This is a genomic window from Xenorhabdus kozodoii (assembly GCF_002632875.1).
Taxonomy (GTDB): Bacteria; Pseudomonadota; Gammaproteobacteria; order Enterobacterales; family Enterobacteriaceae; genus Xenorhabdus; species Xenorhabdus kozodoii.
This window is the reverse complement of the sequence record NZ_NJCX01000001.1, coordinates 172261-190965: the sequence shown is the minus strand read 5'-3', so window position 1 is coordinate 190965 and position 18705 is coordinate 172261. Positions and strand designations below refer to the sequence as shown.

The 18705-nt window shown below is 42.4% G+C and carries 13 protein-coding genes; 3 read left to right on the top strand and 10 right to left on the bottom strand.

Going from position 1 to position 18705, the window contains the following annotated elements:
* Nucleotides 1-12: 12 nt before the first annotated feature.
* A complete protein-coding gene (gene dld / locus Xkoz_RS00820; protein ID WP_099140308.1) occupies nucleotides 13-1758 on the bottom strand; it encodes a D-lactate dehydrogenase in 1746 nt (581 codons plus the stop codon).
* 319 nt (nucleotides 1759-2077) lie between these two features.
* Between dld and Xkoz_RS00815 the strand changes: the two genes are divergently transcribed.
* A complete protein-coding gene (locus Xkoz_RS00815) occupies nucleotides 2078-3562 on the top strand; it encodes a PhoPQ-activated pathogenicity-related family protein (RefSeq protein WP_099140307.1) in 1485 nt (494 codons plus the stop codon).
* A 159-nt stretch (nucleotides 3563-3721) separates the two neighbouring features.
* Here the strand turns inward: Xkoz_RS00815 and Xkoz_RS00810 are convergent, their stop codons facing one another.
* From Xkoz_RS00810 to yieE, 8 genes are all read right to left on the bottom strand, one after another.
* Nucleotides 3722-4708: an Rpn family recombination-promoting nuclease/putative transposase gene (locus Xkoz_RS00810; RefSeq protein ID WP_099140306.1), complete on the bottom strand. Its 987-nt coding sequence runs from the start codon at nucleotides 4706-4708 to the stop codon at nucleotides 3722-3724.
* A 481-nt stretch (nucleotides 4709-5189) separates the two neighbouring features.
* Nucleotides 5190-6581, bottom strand: coding sequence for an APC family permease (locus Xkoz_RS00805; protein WP_099140305.1), 1392 nt, complete (start codon nucleotides 6579-6581; stop codon nucleotides 5190-5192).
* Nucleotides 6582-7242: 661 nt separating this feature from the next.
* Entirely contained in the window at nucleotides 7243-9222 is a 1980-nt protein-coding gene (locus Xkoz_RS00795) for a ligand-gated channel protein (protein WP_099140303.1), read from the bottom strand.
* 153 nt (nucleotides 9223-9375) lie between these two features.
* The gene (locus Xkoz_RS00790) at nucleotides 9376-10164 is read right to left on the bottom strand and encodes an ABC transporter ATP-binding protein (protein WP_099140302.1); all 789 of its coding nucleotides are present in this window, start codon (nucleotides 10162-10164) and stop codon (nucleotides 9376-9378) included.
* Nucleotides 10161-11246, bottom strand: coding sequence for a FecCD family ABC transporter permease (locus Xkoz_RS00785; protein ID WP_099140301.1), 1086 nt, complete (start codon nucleotides 11244-11246; stop codon nucleotides 10161-10163). Before Xkoz_RS00785 ends, Xkoz_RS00790 begins: the two co-directional genes overlap by 4 nt.
* A 19-nt stretch (nucleotides 11247-11265) precedes the next feature.
* A complete protein-coding gene (locus Xkoz_RS00780; RefSeq protein WP_099140300.1) occupies nucleotides 11266-12399 on the bottom strand; it encodes an ABC transporter substrate-binding protein in 1134 nt (377 codons plus the stop codon).
* Nucleotides 12400-12627: 228 nt separating this feature from the next.
* The gene (locus Xkoz_RS00775) at nucleotides 12628-14112 is read right to left on the bottom strand and encodes an amino acid permease (RefSeq protein ID WP_099140299.1); all 1485 of its coding nucleotides are present in this window, start codon (nucleotides 14110-14112) and stop codon (nucleotides 12628-12630) included.
* A gap of 138 nt (nucleotides 14113-14250) precedes the next feature.
* Nucleotides 14251-15114: a DNA-binding transcriptional regulator YeiE gene (gene yieE, locus Xkoz_RS00770; RefSeq protein ID WP_099140298.1), complete on the bottom strand. Its 864-nt coding sequence runs from the start codon at nucleotides 15112-15114 to the stop codon at nucleotides 14251-14253.
* Between the two features lie 289 nt (nucleotides 15115-15403).
* Here yieE and Xkoz_RS00765 point away from each other — a divergent pair, with 289 nt between their 5' ends.
* A complete protein-coding gene (locus Xkoz_RS00765) occupies nucleotides 15404-16486 on the top strand; it encodes a YeiH family protein (protein WP_099140297.1) in 1083 nt (360 codons plus the stop codon).
* A 107-nt stretch (nucleotides 16487-16593) separates the two neighbouring features.
* Nucleotides 16594-17436 carry a deoxyribonuclease IV gene (gene nfo / locus Xkoz_RS00760; protein ID WP_099140296.1) on the top strand — a complete coding sequence of 281 codons (843 nt, stop codon included), beginning with the start codon at nucleotides 16594-16596 and terminating at the stop codon, nucleotides 17434-17436.
* Here the strand turns inward: nfo and fruK are convergent, their stop codons facing one another.
* A complete protein-coding gene (gene fruK, locus Xkoz_RS00755) occupies nucleotides 17437-18375 on the bottom strand; it encodes a 1-phosphofructokinase (protein ID WP_099140295.1) in 939 nt (312 codons plus the stop codon).
* Nucleotides 18376-18705 lie beyond the last annotated feature (330 nt).

Below are 18705 nucleotides of genomic sequence, written 5' to 3'. Positions count from 1 at the left end.
CATCACAGCAAACTAATCATGTTGATGCTCAGTAACCTGGCAACCACACCCTCTTCCCCAATTTTTCAGCTTGGAGGTTTTCCCAATTCCAGGGTTTAAAGTATTGGTTGGATCAATGACTTGGTAGAAACGTTTAAGCTGTGGTTTAGCTTTATACAAGTGACCAACGTTATGTTCGGCAGGGTATTCCGCCCCACGCTGATTCAAAATTTCCAGCATTTTTGTTTTCAATGCATGGACATCTGTCCCCTTTTTAACAATATAGTCCTGGTGAAAAACATGGCACATAAAATGCCCGTAATAGAGCCGATGGACTAACGCGGCATTAATCTCGGCGGGTAAAGTTTCAAACCATTCACGATCATTGCGTCGTAAGGCAATATCCAATGCCAAAATATCTTCCACTTCATTACTATGAACAGCCTGATAACGGATCGCTGCGCCGGCAGCCGCAAAACGATGCAAGAACGCTTTCGCCCCCTCTTCTGGAGTACAAACAAAATACTCGCCCTCAGCCTGCTTGAAGTAACTTTCCAGCCACTCCCCCGCCTCTTTTATCCCATCGCCTGACATTTTCAGCATCAAGTGATGTTCAAAACGATTTCGGTACTCTTTCAGGCGAGTGGGTAAATGGGAGGGCAATAAGCGACTGATCCCCTGCATAACACGATCTGTAAAATGTGATGGTAAAAATGGCACTTTGCCTAATATCGCATCCACCCGTCCTTTCAAATTAAAAAACAGTGGCATTTTATCTGTGCCGAGTTTATCAATCATAATGAAGGTGTCTTTCCCATATATTTCTGTAATATCAAATACATCACGATGCATATATTCTCCGGCGACGGGCAAGTGCTGGAAATGCGATAGAATATGACGACGCAATTCTGTCAATACTTCGGGTTGATTAGTGCCGATATAAAAAACTTGTGAAGATGGCTCTGCTGGGAAAGTATCAAGGCGAACGGCAAAAACAACCAATTTACCCGCACAGCCGGAGGCTTCAAACAACCTGCGCTCATCGGCATTAAACCGTGATGGTGTATCGGCATCAACATTTCGAACACGCCGTGAATATTCATGATCAGAAGCGGCTCGGTCACTGTGCTGAATATCTTCGGTTCGATAACCTTGCTCTTCCAGACGAGTCAAAATCGCCTCAGGATGTTCACCTAACGATATCCCCAAGTGGTTAATCAGTTCGGCTTCCCCCTGTTCATTGACACGGCCATATAGCGCCATCTCAGTATAAGCTGGCCCACGCTGAACCAAAGATCCCCCTGAATTATTACAAATTCCCCCAATAATGGATGCACCAATACAGGATGAACCAATAACTGAATGAGGTTCACGTCCCAATGGTTTCAACACTTTTTCTAGATGCCACAATGTGCTGCCAGGGAATGCAATAACTTGATTGGTTGATTGAAGAACCTGAATTTTATCCATGCGTAAGGTATTAATAATGACAATATCGCGATCATAATCATTACCACTCGGTGTCGATCCTTCCGTTAACCCTGTATTGGCCGCCTGCATTAAAATAATTTTGTCGGCATCCACACAGGCTTTGAATATTTTCCACAACTCCAATAATGATGCCGGAAATACAACTGCAAGGGCATCCCCTTGTCCAGACCGAAAGCCTTTACGGTAACGTTCCGTTTTTCGAGGCTCTGTTAAAAGATAAGAAGATCCAACAATATTCGTGAGAGTGGCGATTAATCGCTGATTTTGGGGATTTTTAGCATCATTCATAATAATTCTCTTACCTTACTCAACCAGACAAAAAAGTTCTTAATGAAATCAGGCACGGCAAATTTCCTTATTATATGATGCCTTTTGATAAAGTTTGTATGATTTACACTCTCTTTTCTCATTACAAATAAAAATAACACCCGAAGGTGCACTCCATTCGACAAAGTTAGGGCATGTAGGAGCTAAAGCCACATCTCCCATTTTGGCATAGCACGAACTGAATCAGCAGGAAAGCAATTTAGTCGCCCACTGAAACTAAACCTGGAACAACAAACAGCAGTAGCAACATTATATTTAACTTTTAAATTAAGGATAAAAGATGAAAGTAAAAAGCATGATTGTCACGCTAATGATATTGGCTTCCACGGGAAGTTTTGCTCTGGCTAAAGACAATAAAATGAGATGGCAGAACAACAGTGATGGTCGTTTTTATCACGTTATACCGGATTATCGAGAAAAACTGTCGACAGAGCCGGTTAATTACTCGCTTACCAGTAAAGAAACACGATCTCAGATTAAATTAAATAGATACAAGATGACCTCACAATCATGGTCTCCTGATAATCTGGTCAGCCCTGACCAATGGCAACATAATGTTGATATGTATATTCCGAAAACGCCAAAATCACAGCGAGCGCTTGTCGTGGTGAATAATGGAATAAACTATGGCGATGGTTCACAAGAGGCCAATAAACCTACCGATTTTAGTGAGGAGGTACTGGCAAATATTGCCCGCTCAACGAAGACTATAGTCATTTCAGTCAGTAACATACCTAATCAGTATTTAACGTACCAAAATGATAAGAAGCCACTTAAAGAAGACTACAGCGTTGCCCGTAGCTGGGCACTGTTTATGGACGCCCCTGAGCAGAGAGAATTGGTGCCATTACACATTCCAATGGCTACCTCAGTATCTCAGGCGATGAGAGTAGCAAAACAAGAACTGACAAAATGGGATGTCAACAAATTCATCGTTACAGGCGCATCCAAACGCGGATGGACGACCTGGTTAACGGCTATCTCCGATCCAGACGTTGAAGCCATTATCCCATTTGTTATTGATTTACTTGGAACCACTTCAGGATTGGAACATATGTACCGTTCCTACGGAGGAAACTGGCCTGTTGCTTTTTACCCCTATTATCAGCAAGGTATCGACAGGTTAATAAAAACACCCCGTTTTTCGAAATTAATGGAGATAGAAGATCCATTACAATATATGAACTCAACTTACCAATCACGCCTCGCCATACCTAAATATATCATCAATGCTAGCGGGGATGATTTTTATGCTCCTGATAATACCCGATTTTATTATGACAAACTGCCAGGCGAAAAGTCCCTACGCATTGCACCAAACACCGATCACTACGGCATCAAGAAATTTACCGAACAATCGATTATTTCTTTCGTAAATCGCTTTCAGAATAAAGAAGCATTGCCGCAGATCAAGAGTCTTATTCATGATAATACCCTCACGGTAAGTTTTTCAGAAAAACCGGTGAAAATCACCCGTTGGACAGCGATAAACCCTGTAGCCAGAGATTTTCGCTACGCATGTGGTATTAGATATATACCATCATTACTTGATATTCCCTCAGACGAAAAAATTGATATTCCATTGAACTATACAAGCCCAGGGTGGGAGGCTACGTATATAGAAGCAACCTTTGATGATGGTTATGTAGCAACAACACAAGTTTATATTACACCAGACGAAAAATACTCACAGGTAGCTCCCCCTTCGAATGGGGCAACTTGCCAGACTCTGCCTGGTCGCGGATTAGGGGATAATACCCCGTAAGCCGCTGAAGCTCGACGGTGCCAAACTTTGTGAGGTTAGGCACCGTATTATGAAGGTTCAATAAGCTAAATGGCGCGTTTTTCAGCTTCGCCCCGCGTGCCCCTTACCCGCGCCGAAAAACGCAGGCAAGACAACACGAAAAAGGGGGGAAATTGGGGGTTATTGCAAGGAGAGCAGTTCATCACGGCTCAAACCAGTACTTTCCATAATCAGCTCGATATTGACACCGTTTTTTAACAGGCTCCGCGCCATTTCTAATCGTGCTTCACGTTGACCTTCTTTCCTACCTTGCTGAATGCCTTGTGAAATACCTTGCTGAATGCCTTGTGAAATACCTTGCTGGATACCTTGTAAAAGTCCCTGTTGAATGCCTTCTTCTCGGCCTTTTTCCTGTAATCGTTGAGCAATACTCATAATCACCTCCTGATGACTATCTGCCTGTCCAATTAGTTGCTGGATCACCAGCTCAAAATGCGGTGAATCCATCGTGATAAACAGGTAATTAAGGATAGTAACCACATCGTTGTCACTATTATAATTGTGTTTAAGGGCCTGTGCCAATAACGTGGTCACGACCTTAAACCCCTCCCGCAAATTTTTATGCTTCATTGCCAGTTCCATCACGGCGATTTTGCGATGATTCACCAATTCGTTATCATCAATCACGGTCACATCAACTAACGGAAACGGATTAAAATACATCTCTTCCGCCAACTCTGGCAACGAAAAACATTGTGTCCAGGTCTGCTGGAAAGGGTAAGGGCTGCTATTACCGTGGTAAAACAAAACAGGCACAACCAGCGGCAATGCCTTATTTCCCTGTTGTAAATGCTGATTCATTGCCATAAACGAATAATGCATCATTCGCCATGCCATCATTTTATCTGGGGTGGACTGATGTTCAACAAGGACATAGATATAACCATCCCCTTGTTGAGTTTTCACCGAATAGAGGACATCCGACATTCTCGAGCGCAACTGTCGGTCAATAAATGAAGAGTTGGTTAATGTTAATGTACTAAGGTCACACAATCTCTTAATTTTTTCCGGCAGATGGATGTCAAAAAAATCTTTGGCATTTTCAATCTGAGTCATGAACCCTTTGAAAGCCGCATCATGGGGTGTAGGTGTGGTCTTTTTATTCATTACTCGCCCGTCAAAAGATTACTGTTCCAAAGGTTACTCTGTTGGAAACAATAAAAATTGCTGATATCTTACGTTATGTCTATTCATTTTTTACTCTATTTGTGATCATTTTTCAATCTCCAAACCTGTTATCTGAAAAATCAACATATTCATTAGGTTATTCACACCGTTTAATCGGTATTATCCCCCATTAAAAGGGGATATATGACCAGGTTTCTTATGCTTAGATTATTTTTTCATTAAATAGCGGGACGACTGATATTGTGGCAACACAACGGAGAATAATCTTATTAAACGAGAAATTTTTTTGTGGGTCAATCTGGGGAGGAAATGTTCTTAACTTGGCGGCAAACTCCGTTGGATGAACAGAACTTGACTAAGGCAAAGTGCCGGTAAAATACATACACTTCATCTCTACCGAGAAACAGCACCCGAAGGTGCTGTTTTTTTAGCAATAATAGTAACCTAAGATACTTTCTGACTATGATTCAGTAAACTGCGGCATGGGTTGACGGAAGTTACGAGTCAGGAAGAACATGTAAATAAGGCCAATTCCTCCCCAAGCCAAGCCCAACTCCATAGAGTCTGCTTCCAAATTTACCCATAAAACACCCACTGTTGCAGCTCCAAGAAGCGGCAAGATCAAAAAGTTCAAGGTGTCTTTCAAGGTATTATTGCGACGTTCACGAATGTAGAATTGAGAAATCACTGATAAGTTAACGAACGTAAAGGCAACCAACGCACCAAAATTAATCAGTGCTGTAGCCGTCACAAGATCCAGCCAGCATGCTGATAAGGCGATAATACCAACCAAAATGACATTGATAGCGGGAGTACGCCATTTAGGGTGAATATAAGCAAATACTTTTTCAGGCAGTACGCCATCACGTCCCATAACATAAAGCAGACGAGATACCCCTGCATGAGCAGCCATACCCGAAGCCATGACTGTAACACTGGAAAATATGAGGATCACATATTGGAATAACGCACCAGCAACATAAAAGATAATTTCTGGTTGGGAAGCATCTGGGTTTTTAAACCGAGAAATATCCGGGAAATAGAGCTGTAAGAAATAAGAGACTGCAATGAAGATCACACCGCCAATTAATGCGGTCAAAAAAATCGCTTTAGGCACAACCTTGCCAGCATTGGGTGTTTCTTCAGACAACGAGCTAATGCCATCAAATCCAAGAAATGAGAAACAAAGTATTGTCGCGCCAGTGATCATCGGGATTAATTGGGCTTCTTCTGATGTAAATGGCTGAATACTCAGTAAGGTTCCTGCACCTTCTCCATTATAAACACCGCGAACCATCAACCCAACGAGTATGACCATAACAGCAATCTGGACAATCACAACGATGCTATTGATATTTGCAACAACATTGATGCCACTCAGATTGAATATTGTCATCAGTGCAGTCAACACGACCACAAAGAGCCATGGATCAATGCCAGGAAAAAGCGCCTGTAGATAGATCTTTGCCAATAAGACATTGATCATTGGCATCAACATATAATCCAGTAACGAAGACCAGCCCACCATAAATCCAAGATGGGGGTTCATTGATTTTTGTACGTAAGTATAAGCAGAACCCGCCGATGGAAAGCGCTTGATTAGTTTTCCATAACTTAGTGCTGTAAATAAAATTGCGGTCAATGCGATAGCATAAGATGTCGCAACATGCCCGCCAGTCAAACCAGAGACAATGCCAAATGTATCAAAAATAGTCATCGGCTGCAGATAGGCAAGCCCCATCATGACGACTTGAAACAGGGTCAATGTTCTTCTGAGTTGAACGCGATTGTCTGTACTGGTTTGGTTAATACCCAGCGCGGTTGCCGTAGTGGTGGTGGTATTATGCAACATGAGCGAAACCTCCCATAACTTCGATCTGGGTACTAATACAACTACTTAATCGATAGTTACTGGGTAGACTTCGCATCTGTCTATAAACAGAAAAGAAAGAAGAGTTGGAGGATCGTGAATTGACAGAGGACCATGCCCCATAGTCATCGTTGCAGCAACGAGCGCCAATTGGCACAAGTGCAAAAGAGAATAATTGCTCCATGTTTGCATTCCTCAGTACAGCAACCCAGTTTCAACTATGATTGCTTATGGTCAATATTGATCCGGACAAGATCCGGCTTCTTGGTGTTGTAAAAAATAATTCAAAGCAAAAAAAATAACTGATGCATATTTACACATCAGTTATTTTTAGTGCACGCATTTTGCACGTCAAGTCCAGAAATAGCAAGCGCGATAGCACCAAAAATCTATTATTTTTTACGACACTACAGAGCCTTATGGAGTAGGCCCTTACTGAGTTAGTGCTAAAACTAAATGCCATCATATCCATTGATCAGCCTTTGATAAATTTTTAGCACAGAGGAGAACTATTTACCATTGAATCACGATTTTTTGATAGTAAAAAATCATCCCATCATGACAAAAATAATGACGGGATGATTCTATATGATGTCAGGATGACAGGTATAATGATTAATATTTATAGAAAACGAAATATTAATTAAAAGTCATAATTAATGCCGATGTTGTAGCGGCGGCCATCCAGGACTGCACCGTGTGTTTCAGAAGTAACTTGTTTATCAAAAATGTTATAAACACCTCCTAATACACGAAGATTTTTCGTTACCTTATAAGTCATACCGAGATCAAAGAAAGTGTAGGATGGATGCCCATCTCCCATTGAGAGAAACATTTTATCACCTATTATCTTGGTCCTACGAGACAGATAATCCGATGATTTACTACGGAAATTCATACGAGCCCAAGTTTGCATCCCAGGTAGTGTTTGCCAATTCAAGGTCGCATTTGCCATATGTTTTGGCATTTCATTTAATGGCTTACCTTTATATTCCCCACTTTTTTGTTCTGTATTGGTATATGTATAGTTCATTGCCAATGACCAATTGTCTGTAATATCCCAGTTCATTGTCGTTTCTACACCAAACATTGCTGCTTTAGAAACATTAGTACGGCCTCGAACTATATCGAAATTACCAGTACCTAGAGGACATTTTGGGGAGTTTTTCAAACAGATCACATCTTCGGTTATCTTGTCTTTAAAATCAGTATGATAAATCGTAACACTTGCATTTAGGTTATCTTGATTATTCCAGATAACACCAATTTCTTTAGTGACACTTTTCTCAGGCTTCAGATTTGGATTACTCATAATAATCTGATTTCCTCCAGCCCCTCCAGTTGCTTGCCACCAATTAGGTGCTACTTGTCGCAAGTTAGGTGAACGATATCCTGTAGACACTCCACCTTTAATTGTCCATTGCTCATCAGCATGCCATACGCCATACAATCGAGGAGTCCAGTGAGTACCAAAAATCTCGTCCTTATCTAAGCGAATACCACCTGTTAAAGCTAAATCATTTGTCATCTTCCATTCATCTTCAGCAAATAATGACCAACTCCAGCGAGTAAGTTTATTCACTCCTTTGGAAGACATCATTTTATTTTCGTTATCACGCAGGCTTTCATAACGATATTGTCCCCCTGCATTTAATGTATGATCATCAAGAGTGAATGTTGTCTGATTACTAAAGAGTGTATCCGCAAATTTCATCTCACGCTCTGGATTGTTCGATTCATCCCGTTGAATATAAGAAGTCATTGAACCAAAATCATAAACACCTGTGTGAGTAATTGAATAGTTATTACGCTTATAACGGCTTATATCATTTGTTTTACTACTCTTACCAGCCGTTGTATCACGATCTTGTTCATAACGCCCAATCTCAAAATCAAAACTATTTTGTTCATCAGGTGTCAGAGAGAAAGTTGCCGCACCATTACGTATTTCTTGTTCTTTAAATCCACCAATAAATTTATCTTCATTACGGTGAGAGAACAAACCACTGACTTTCAGCCCCAATATTCCCTCAATGAGTGGCCCAGCAGCATAAGCACTAGTCTGATAACTATTACCTGAATTTTTACTTTCTGTGAACGTGGTATCGCCACGCAAACTAACATACCATTCTTTTTGTGCCTTACGGGTAATAATATTGATTACCCCACCCATAGCATCTGAGCCATAAAGGGAGGACATTGGCCCGCGTACAATTTCCACACGCTCAATGGATGACAACGGCGGTAACCACCCCTGCTCAATACCAGAACCATCACTATTTGGACGAGTATTACGTGTATCCACGCGCTTGCCGTCAACTAAAATCATAGTATATTGTGATGCCATACCACGAATACTAATATCGCTACTGCTACCACCACCAGTAACAACCACTCCCGGTACATCTTTCAATGCATCGGTCACATCACGGTAGGCTTTTGTTTCCAACTGTTCGCGGCTAACAACTGAAATAGACGCAGGTGCATCTTCAATCTCTTGCTGGAAACCTGACGCAGTGGTGACAACAATTTTATCTTCTCCATGATGAGTCGCTAAAGCCGTGCAGGATGAAATAGCAGTAATAATACCTAATACAATTTTTTTCTTTGCAAAGACAGCCATTCCCGATTCTCCAAAGGTAGAATAGAATTATTTAAATCGATATAGATAACCGACACTTGCCCGCAACACAGGAGTCATTAATTTATTCCTGTCAATGTTATATTGTTCAAATGTCACTTTACTTTTATTAAAGTGACATTTGTTTTAATTATTCTAACTTGTTAATTCTGTCACTAAACCATCAATTAATACTTGTGGTATCCCTTGAGAACAATGTTCAATTCGTCCTTTAATACCATAAACTTCCGCCAAACTACTGGGTGTAATAACCTGCTCTGGCTTACCTTCGGAAATTAATTTGCCTTTTTTTAGCATTAATACATGGTCACCATGACGCAATGCAATATTAATATCGTGAACAACAACAATCGTAATAATATTACGACGTCGCGTTTCACGGGCAACTAAATCCATAACATGGTATTGGTAATTTAAATCCAGTGCACTTAATGGTTCATCCAATAACAATAACGTCGGACGGCGGATTAATGATTGAGCTAATCCAACTAACTGCTTTTGACCACCAGATAATTGATCCAAATAGCTCAGCGCCAAATGTTCAATACCTAGCTGGCGTAGCAGCGCCATGACATCTTGTTCACACTGGCTATTACTCACGCCACCCGATGCTCGTTGGGCAACGATCACCGATTCCAGTACGTGAAGATGCACACCGGCTGGTAATGATTGAGGCAAATAAACGACGTTTTGAGCACGTTGGGCAAAATTCATCTTCATCAGGTCTTGCCCATCCAACAACAGCTCACCACTGGCTTTATTCAACCCCGCCAGCGAACGTAAAAGCGTGGATTTACCACAACCATTCGGCCCCAGTAATACCGTGATTTGACCACGCGGCAAGGCGTTAACATCCAGATTTTCAATCACGGTGTGTTTTGGATATCCTGCCACCAGGCGATTGATTTTTAATCCCTGACTCATACATTTCCCCTATTGCGTAAAATTATGCTAAGGAAGAAAGGTACGCCAACCAACGATGTCACGATCCCGACCGGAATAATAATGCCTGGGATCAGGTTCTTGGAAGCAATGGAAGCCATGGACAAAACTAATGCACCAATCAACGCACTTGCAGGCAAGAAGAAACGGTGATCTTCACCAAATATCATTCTGGCAATATGGGGAGCCACTAAGCCAATAAATGCAATAGGACCAACAAATGCAACCGCCGATGCCGTCAGGATGCTGATACGCAACAATGTTCCCAAACGAAGGCGGCTAATATTGATCCCAAAGCTGATTGCACGATCCTCTCCCAGACGCAATGCGGTCAATCGCCAAGAATTGCTCAATGAGAACGGTATAATGATGGAAAAAACTAACATCATAATGCCCAATTTTTCCCATGTCGCTCTGGCAAGGCTTCCCATTGTCCAGAAAACTAACCCCTGTAAAGTATCTTCCGTAGCGATAAATTGCATCATCGAAACTAAGGCTTCGAAGGTAAATACCATCGCAATTCCGAATAACACAACGCCTGAGGTTGCAACTCTTGTCCAACGGGTAATGCCATCAAGCATCAAGGCAGCCAAGAACGCAAAGAAAAAAGCGTTTGCAGAAATAACCCACTGATCCGGTATTCCAGGAATACCAATGCCTAGTACAATGGCTAATGCCGCACCAAAAGAAGCGGCATCGGAAACCCCCAGAGTTGATGGGCTGGCGAGTGGGTTATTCAAAATTGTTTGCATTTCAGCACCGGCCAGCCCAAGAGACAAGCCGATCACTACCGCCATCAAGGCATAAGGTAATCGAATATCCCAAACAATCACCCGTGTTGCTACGTTAACATTTTCTGGTGAAACCAGCGTTTGCCAGAGGGTTTGCAGTGATAACCCTGATGGTCCCATGGTAAAATCCAGTACAACAGAAGTCCCAATCGCCAGAACGATAAATACTATCCATGCAATACGTCGGCGCAGGATATAACGATAGTGTGCTTTGATATCGCACTCACTCAATTGCTGTTTTACCATTGGCATAGGCTCGGTAGTGACGCTCATGTTTATTACCTGTTACTGCTTATTTCCCGTTGACCCAATATGTGCCTACCGGTTCAATAGCCAAGAATTTATTGTGAAGTTCTTTCAATGTTTGTTGCGGATCTAAATCAGCGAATTGTTCAGGATAGAACCATTTAGCGAAAACTTGAGTAACAACAACATTATAAGGAGAGTTATAGTAGTGATGCCAAATAGCATAGCTACGCCCTTCCTTCACGGAAGTTAAGTTATTGATACCTTTACGCTCAGTAATTTCTTTCAAGCCAGCACGGGCAGTATCGACAGAAGTTTGGGCGCCCATTTTGATCCCTTCACCTTTGTCACCTGGGTCTTGTGCACCACTTGCGATGTAAATATAAGGATCTTCAGCAATGACTTTTTCCAGATTCATTGTACCCAATGGCGCAGGCAGTACTCCTTTGGCGATGTTTTTGCCACCCGCCAAATCAATGAAATTCCCCATATTGCCGTTGCCTGCTGTACCACAGCAATCTTCACTGGAACCGGCTCTCAGTTCAATAAATACGGAAGGCTTCTTAGCATCGGGTATACGATCCGTAATATCAGTGACCAATTTTAGATTTTTTTCGTAAAAATCGGTGTAAGCATTCGCCTGCTCTTCACGATGCAAAACTTTACCCAGCATACGAATGCTAGGTAAGGTGTTTTTCAGGGGATCATTACGGAAATCGACAAAAACAACAGGTACACCCGCTTTTTCCAACTGCTTCACTAACTCACTGTTTTTTCCTGGCCCGTGTCCAGACAGACCAAAAATTGCAACGTCAGGGTTGAGCGTAAGCACTTTCTCAGAGCTAACACTATCAGCACTGGTGTTACCAATCAGGGGGATATTATCGATTTCAGGAAATTTAGCTTTATAAATAGCGTAAGTTTGTGGATCCAGTTTACGGAAATCACCTTGCCAACCGGCAATACGAGCCAGAGGCTTATCCCCTTCCAATATGGCAATAGAATGGAATAGACGACCTTCACCCAATAAGATACGATTGACCTTCTCTGGTACCTCAACAGTACGTCCAGCAACATCAGTGACTGTTTCAGCCCACGATGCAAAACTTGCCATCATGGCAGAGCCTGCCATCAGGCTGACACTCATACTTTTCACGACTGCTCGAAATACAAATTTCACTTTAGTTAGCCTCTTCATACAACAATTGTGCCGCTAACAATAAAGCAAATAAGAATACTTATCAATGCGATTGGATTGGTATCTCCAAAATTTACGGTCGATATTTCTTCCCTAAGTCCATGAAAAACAAAAACTGCCAATTCCATCACAGAACAGGCAGTTTATGTAAAACAAAATCAATAATACTTTAATTAATAAGCATCAATTCATCGATAATTTGTTAACAAATTATTCTTGATCATATTTGAATTTTGGGAATTCCATCTCACTATACTTAACAAAGCGGGTTTTCTTTTTCAGCTTATAACCAAACCAAATAAGCAGGAATAACGGGATGCCAATGTAGGTCGCAGTGACGCCATACCAATCGATCTTATCTTGCAAAAACGCCTGATAATTTTGGCCCAAAGTGATAGTCAGGCATAAAATAAAAGCAAAAATCGGCCCTACAGGGAAGAAATTTGAGCGATATGGCAGCTCGTTCATATCCAAACCTTGGGCGACATAACCTTTGCGGAAGCGGTAATGGCTGATCGCAATGCCAAGCCACGCAATAAACCCGGTCATACCTGAGGTATTCAATAACCACATGTAGACGGTTTGATTACCAAACATAGAGCTAAAAAAGCACAGCCCTGCGACCACAGTCGTGGCATAAAGCGCGTTACGCGGCACACCACCTTTAGATAGATGGCTAAAAATTTTTGGTGCCTTACCCTCTTTTGCCAGCGTAAATAGCATACGGGTAGAAGCATACATGCCCGAATTTCCTGCTGACAGTACAGCCGTCAATATCACTGCATTCATTATTGCCGCCGCTGATAATAAGCCAGCATTTTCAAATACCAGCGTAAACGGACTAACACTGATATCTTTCACACCATTGCGCAATAAATTAGGGTCAGTATAAGGAATGATCAGGCTGATAATTAAAATCGCAAACACATAGAACAACAGGATACGCCAGAATACCTTGCGCACAGCACGAGGGATATTTTTCGCTGGATCTTTCGATTCCCCCGCAGTAATACCGATGAGTTCTGTCCCTTGGAAAGAAAAACCGACAATCATTGCCACCCCAATCATGGCAGCAAATCCCCCCGCAAAAGGAGCGTCATCGATTTTCCAATTATGCCAACCCGCACCTTCGGCACCTTTCATAATGCCGACAATCATTAGAATGCCGACAATGATGAATACAATCACCGTAGAGACTTTGATCAAAGAGAACCAATATTCTGCTTCACCAAATCCTTTGACGGAAATGAAGTTCAACAGAAAAATCAGGCCCAGGAACAGCGCACTCCATACCCAGCCAGGAATATCATTAAACCAATACCCCATAACCAATTGCGCAGCGACAAGGTCAACCGCAATCGTCACCGCCCAGTTGTACCAGTAGTTCCATCCCAATGCGAAGCCGAAACCTTCATCGACATATTTAGAGCCATAAGTTGAAAACGATCCTGAAACGGGCATGTAAGCTGCCAACTCGCCCAAACTGGTCATCAAGAAGTAGACCATTAGGCCAATTAATGCATAGGAAAGTAAGGCGCCACCAGGGCCTGCCTGCGAAATTGTTGCACCAGAGGCAACAAATAGTCCTGTGCCAATTGATCCCCCTATGGCAATCATTGCCATATGTCGTGCTTTTAATTCACGACGCAAGGTTTGGGGAGCCTGATCCCGCGGCATATTTTCTTCTTGAGACATTCTGTTCCTATATCATTTGAAATGAATTTAATGCGGAATTGTAACAAATCCTCGTCCCCAGAATAGCGGCGATTCGTGGTTATAAGATACCTTCATAATCCATAGCCAATTATTAGCTATACGATTATATTCTCAATATTAGTTGCAGTAACTCAGCAACTTCCGTAACGCATTGGACATATGTTTCTGGCGATGGTAAATCAGATACAGGGTACGATTGAGACTCAGCCCAGGGATGACGAGTTCAGATAAAGTCCCATTTTTCAATTGCTCCTGGACAACTCGCCGTGAAAGACAACTGATCCCCATGCCGTATTGAACAGCATGTTTGATAGCTTCCGAATTACCCAATTCCATCGCAATATTAAATCGGGGCAGTTGTGAGAACAGAAGATGATCCAAAACCTCTCTTGTTCCTGAGCCTTTTTCCCTCAATATCCAGGGGGCTTTGATCAAATCTTCTATCTTCAGCTCATGTTGCAACAGTGGACTTCCTGGGGCAGAAAAGATGATTAGCTCATCTTTCATCCACGGCTGGGTGATCAATTCAGGATCGTGACACAATCCTTCAATCAACCCCAAATCGACACGAAATTCAGCAACGGACTTAATCACATCGCCAGTATTACTGATATTCAATTCCAACGGTGTCTCTGGGTAGTCTTGACGATATCTCGCCAGCATTTCCGGCAACATATAATTGCCAATCGTGCTGCTGGCCGCTAAGCGTAGCGCTCCCAATTCAAGTTTGAAAAGTTGTTCAATTTCACCAGCCTGTTCAAGTAATGCCAATGCCTTCGGATAGAGCAAACGCCCATGTTCATTGGTAACCAGACGTTTTCCGACTCTATCAAACAGTTGTACTCCCAACTGTCCTTCGAGATCGGTCAGTGAAGCACTTACCGCAGATTGTGATAACGCTAATTGCTGAGAAGCCTGTGTCGTTGAACCACTTTTCAGAACTTCTGCAAAAATCTCCAGTTGTCTCAGAGTGATACGCATATGGCCTCGCGGGAAGCAAAATGAAAGAGAAGTAGTCTTGATTTTAGACAGTATTATGCAACTTAACAAAAGTTACCCTTAATCAATCTAATTTGGTAGTTATATATATAAATATTATCAATTTTATTGATTTATAAATCTTCTATATTCTTATTCCTAAAATGTATATACCCGTCGCCTCTCAAGATGCATCTGGTCTCTCCCCGCGGCGCGGGGAGAGACCAACACTCACATTGGTTTGCAAGCGGCAACTTGAAGTTGGATTGGTATAAGTAATAGAGCCGCCATTATGCCTGAAAATCAAGCTGGAGAATTTACCGAAACTCAGCAAAATACCGCATTAAAATTCATTCCCGGCATCATATTAGCCGCACTGATGACGGCACTCGCCATCTATATTGGGGCTACTCCTTGGTTGATAAATTTGGGATTGGGGGCTCTGACGCTTGCCATTTTATTGGGGATTATCATTGGTAACACACTGTATCCTTTCTTAAAATCCACCTGTGATAGCGGTATCCATTTCTCCAAACACTACCTACTGCGAGCAGGCATCATTCTTTATGGATTTCGTCTGACGTTCCAACAGATCACTGATGTTGGTGCAACTGGGATATTGATTGATGTCCTCATGCTTGCTTCAACATTTTTTATGGCATTATGGATTGGGCGTGTTTTTTTACGACTGGATAGCCAGACCGTGATCTTGATTGGCGCAGGCAGCAGTATTTGTGGAGCCGCGGCAATTATGGCAACAGAATCGGTTGTCAAAGCGCCGGCCAGCAAAGTTGCGGTTGCTGTCTCTACAGTCGTCATTTTTGGCACACTGGCCATTTTTATTTATCCGTGGTTCTATCAACTCAATGACCATTATCAATGGCTTACTTTCTCTCAGGAGACATTTGGCATTTTTTCTGGTTCGACGGTTCACGAAGTCGCCCAGGTGGTTGCTATTGGACATACATTAGGAAGTGATGCAGAAAATGCCGCCGTTATCAGTAAAATGATCCGCGTCATGCTACTGGCACCTTTTCTGTTGCTCCTTTCCGGCTACCTCAGCCGCACGGCAGTTAAAAATTGCAATATCCGTCAAGAAAAATCACCGATCACGATTCCGTGGTTTGCGGTGTTCTTTATCATCACAGCCGGTTTCAACTCTTTTCATTTATTACCTGAATCCCTTGTGAACGCTATCATTGTCGCTGATACCATCATGTTGACCATGGCAATGGTGGCTTTAGGGTTAACCACCCATATTAGTGCTATTCGTCAAGCGGGGGTTAAGCCTATTTTGTTGGCACTCATTTTATTTGTCTGGTTAATCGTGGGGGGGCTTGTTGTCAATCAAGGCATTCATTATTTATTGCGCTAATTCAGCACGAAGAGGGCGTTAACACTCAATCAAATTGACTTCTTCTACCAACATTTTATCAACCAGGCGAACAGTGCCATAATGACGAAAACACAGGAGAAAATAATATGAAATTTGTTGGAGCCCATGTGAGTGCCTCAGGGGGTGTTGATCAAGCCGTGATCCGCGCCCATGAATTAAACGCAACGGCATTTGCCCTGTTCACAAAAAACCAGCGCCAATGGCATACCCCGCCACTATCGACAGAGGTCATTGATAAATTCAAGGCGAACTGTGAACGTCATGGTTATGGTAGCCGACAAATTCTTCCCCATGACAGCTACCTGATTAACCTTGGTCATCCTGAAACAGAGGGTCTGGAAAAATCCCGCTCAGCGTTCCTTGACGAAATGCAACGCTGTGAACAGTTAGGCATCGACTTACTGAATTTTCATCCAGGCAGTCATCTCAATAAAATTGATATTGATAAGTGCCTCGCCCGGATTGCGGAATCCATCAATATTACTTTGGACAAAACACAAGGTGTCACTGCCGTTATTGAAAATACTGCGGGGCAAGGCACTAACCTTGGTTTTAAATTCGAACAACTGGCGACCATTATTGACGGTGTCGAAGACAAAACCCGTGTTGGCGTCTGTATTGATACCTGCCACGCTTTTGCGGCAGGTTACGATTTACGCATTGAAAAAGATTGTGATGAGACTTTCAAGGCATTCGATGAAATCGTTGGGTTCAAATATCTTAAAGCCATGCATCTGAACGATGCCAAGAGCGAATTTTCCAGCCGCGTTGATCGGCATCACAGCCTGGGTGAAGGCAATATCGGTAAAACGCCTTTTCGCTATATCATGCAAGATGACCGTTTCAATGGCATTCCCTTAATTCTTGAAACGATCAATCCAGATATTTGGGCTGAAGAAATCGCCTGGCTAAGATCCCAACAAAAGTAATTATCTGACCGAAATTAACGCGATCTTCGCCATCATTGATGCAAGCTCAGTACGGCTCTTAATCCCAACATTCGACTGGCTAACCGTGAGTGCAGAAACTGCGGTTGCCAGACGCAATGTGTGTTCGCTGGATTCTCGCATCAGCAAGCCATAAACTAATCCACCAACCATAGAATCCCCTGCCCCAACCGTACTGACCACTTCACAATGTGGCGGTTTTGCCAACCATGCCCCAGAAGCATTGACCCATAATGCGCCCTGCTCTCCCAGTGAAATAACAACGTGGGCGATCCCTCCATGACGCAATTCATAAGCGGCATCAATCACGCTGTCCAAATCTGGCAATGGCTTACCCGCCCAAATCTCCAACTCATAACGGTTGGGTTTTACCAGCCAAGGTGATGCCTTAAGACCCGCGACAAGTGCTTCACGGCTACTGTCGAAAATAACACAGGGACAAAACTGCCGTAATTGCATCATCCAATCCGCAAATGACTCTGCGCTAATCCCTTCAGGCAGACTGCCACTGACGACAACCATATCGAATTGCCCCAGCCAGGACAAAGAATCACTGACAAACCGATTCCACTCTTCTTCTGTCACATGGAAACCAGAAAAATTGAAATCCGTCACCTCCCCATATTTTTCGGTCAACTTGACATTAATGCGCGTTCGCCCAGAGACTAAATGGAAACGATTTACCATACCGTTTTCGCTAAAAAACTGTTGGAACCCTTGCTGATTCTCCCGTCCCAGAAAACCGCTGACAGTAACATCAATGCCTAAATCACGCAGTACCTTTGCGACATTGTTCCCTTTACCCGCGGCGTGCAACCCTGCCGTCTGTACACGGTTAACATTTCCCTTAATAATATTTGGGCATAAGCCAACTAAATCATAAGCTGGATTTAAGGTAATTGTGGCAACTCGACGGCTCATCTTGCCCGATGTCTCCTGAATAAACAGTCATAAGTAACATTACGTTTTATCTATTATTTATAACATCAAAATTGAATCGTTTCAGTTAAAATTACTGCTTGAACGATCATTGTGTTACCACAATCTCAAAGTAAGAATATGCAACGGAACCATTTCTTATTAGATGACTAAAATCAATCTGAACCAATGTAAGCAGGAACTCATTGAAGAAATATCAGTTTCAGTCGTGGTATTTCCTTCAAACAGATTTTCCCAAATAATCTACCCTACTTTTGTATGCAAAATACGCCAAAAACAATTTAGTTATTTTCCTTAATTATTTGTTTACAC